The sequence below is a fragment of the Streptomyces sp. ACA25 genome (genome assembly GCF_028200735.1).
Taxonomy (GTDB): Bacteria; Actinomycetota; Actinomycetes; order Streptomycetales; family Streptomycetaceae; genus Streptomyces.
In genome coordinates this window covers 1-2,136 of record NZ_JAQKPV010000051.1, presented here as the reverse complement: position 1 = coordinate 2,136, position 2,136 = coordinate 1, and the positions used below count along the sequence as shown (strand labels likewise).

Here is a 2,136-nt window from a genome sequence, read left to right as displayed (position 1 = left end):
GAAATTTCTCCCGGGAAGAATGACTTCACTTCGCCGCTGTACTGACCGGCCCCAATTTGCACGTAGCCATTAGCGTGGAAGGCGCCACCCAGCGTGGTTGTGTCTGTCTTCCGCCCATTGACGTAGAGCGTCAAAGTGTCCTTGTACGTATCGTGCACACCGACCAGGTGCACCCACTCATCCCCCCGGGCCGAAGTTCCAGCGGGCTGCATGGCACGTACGGGTGTCGCGTCCGGGCTGTTGGAGCTGTACTGATTGAAGGCCCACCGGTCGTAGTGCGACGAGTAATACAGCTCGAAGCCAGGCCGATGACTCGCCACTTGGGTGGCGATGATTCCGGCGGTGTCGGCCTTGGTCTTGTCCAGCTTTGCCCAGGCGGAGACGGCGAAGTTTCGACCGGTGTTCAGATGACCGGCGGTCGTCCAGGCGTAGGCGTCTGTGCCGTTCAGCCGCAGAGCGTTGCCGTCCGGTCCGGGAACGCCGGGGTCCGCTCCACCCTCGAAGACGGCGGGTAGCGCATCAGCCGCTGCGGAGACTTCGGTAGCCCCAGCCGCTTCATCGAGGTCGAGCAGTGCGACCGCCGGTCGTCCGGTCGCATGGTGAATGCGTTCCTTATTGTAGAGCTGGGCCACCTGGGTGTTGGCAGACCTCATGACATGGTTGAAGATCTGCACCTCATCAATCACGCCGGGGAAGTAGTGGCCAGGCTGCCCATTGTGCTGGCTCGCTCCGACCTGCACCTCGCCACGGGCGTTCCATGGCTCGGAGTAGTCCACGTGACCGGCAAGTTGTCCGTTCACGAAGAGTCGCAAGCGCTCATGAACCGGATCGTGGGACCCCACCAAATGGGTCCATTCGCCGATCTTGACTTCGGTATCAGCCAGTGCGCGAGCCGTACGGGTATCGGCCGGATCATCATTCCGGTACTGATTGAAAGCCCACTTGTCCTGCGCTGCCGAGTAGTAGAGCTCGAAACCTGGGCGATGAATGCCGGCCTGAGTGGCGATGATCGCCGCACGCCCGGGCTTCTCGTCCAGCTTCACCCATGCGGACACCGTGAACGACCGGTTGGTATCAACCACCGGCTCACTTGTGGCTACGTATCCGGAGGAACCGTCCAATTGCATGGCTGTGCCAACGACTCCGTCGACCGCGAAGTCGGCCGCACCGTGCACGGTCGCGACCCGCTCAGGTACCGCCGCCTCAGCCTGCGTGGCTCCGGTTCCCTCATCCAGCGCCCAGGTAACGCGTTGCTCCCGCCCTGCCCCGACCCTGAACTGGTAGGTGCGGATCTCCGAGAGGTTACCTGCGCCATCAACCGCCTGCGCGGTAAGGAAGTGCAGTCCAGGCTTCTCCGGAAGTGCCCTGACCGTGACTGCCGCGCCGGAGGTCGTACTTACCTGGTTGGCAGTGCTCGGATCGCCGTTGACACCGAACCGGTAGCGGGTGACATCGGTGTCCGAGGCCGCGAGCGTGAAGTCACCGTACTGGCCCACTCCGTTGTACCAAGGGTCTTCAGGATGTGCTGGATCGGAGGCGGGATACTGGCCCGAGGTGATCGTGGGGGCCTGCGGGATCGACGTGTTGTGGACGAAGTGACACGAAAAGCCAGACGATGACCATGGCCCGTAATCATGCCCGTCGTAAGCCCGGACAGACCATCGCAGGGTTGCGTTCTGCGCCAGCGAGTTCGGCAGGTTGACCGCAAAGCTGGACCCCGACTTCTTCGCTGTTGTCAGACCCGAGGTCCACACCTGTTCGGATCCCTGGAAGATGCGGAACTGTACCCGGACTGAATCTCCGTCCGGGTCGGTGACATTGTTGGCGTAGATTTTTCCCATCGTCCGCACGTGGACGGGTGCTGATGAGGACTTGCACGCGCCACCGTATTCCATGGTGAGCTGCGAGGTCTTGATCTGCCGGGGCGGGCGGTTGTACGACACGCGCAGGTGGGCATCGTAACGGAAGCGCTTCCAATGGAGATTACTGGTTTCGTTGCCAGCCCGCAGCCCGAAGGTCATCGTGGACCACTTCTTGTTCGCGGCCTCCTGTACAGCGGAGCGGATATTGAATTCGGCATCCCCTGCGGGCTTGCATCCCAGTTGCGGGTTGCCACCGTAATGGAAGGAGGCTGTC

General features: G+C 62.1%; 1 protein-coding gene. It reads right to left on the bottom strand.

Going from position 1 to position 2,136, the window contains the following annotated elements; genetic code table 11:
* Positions 1 to 2,021, bottom strand: a 2,021-nt coding sequence (locus PJ985_RS23080) for a LamG domain-containing protein (RefSeq protein ID WP_271685834.1), incomplete at its 3' end; no start/stop codon positions are given.
* Positions 2,022 to 2,136 lie beyond the last annotated feature (115 nt).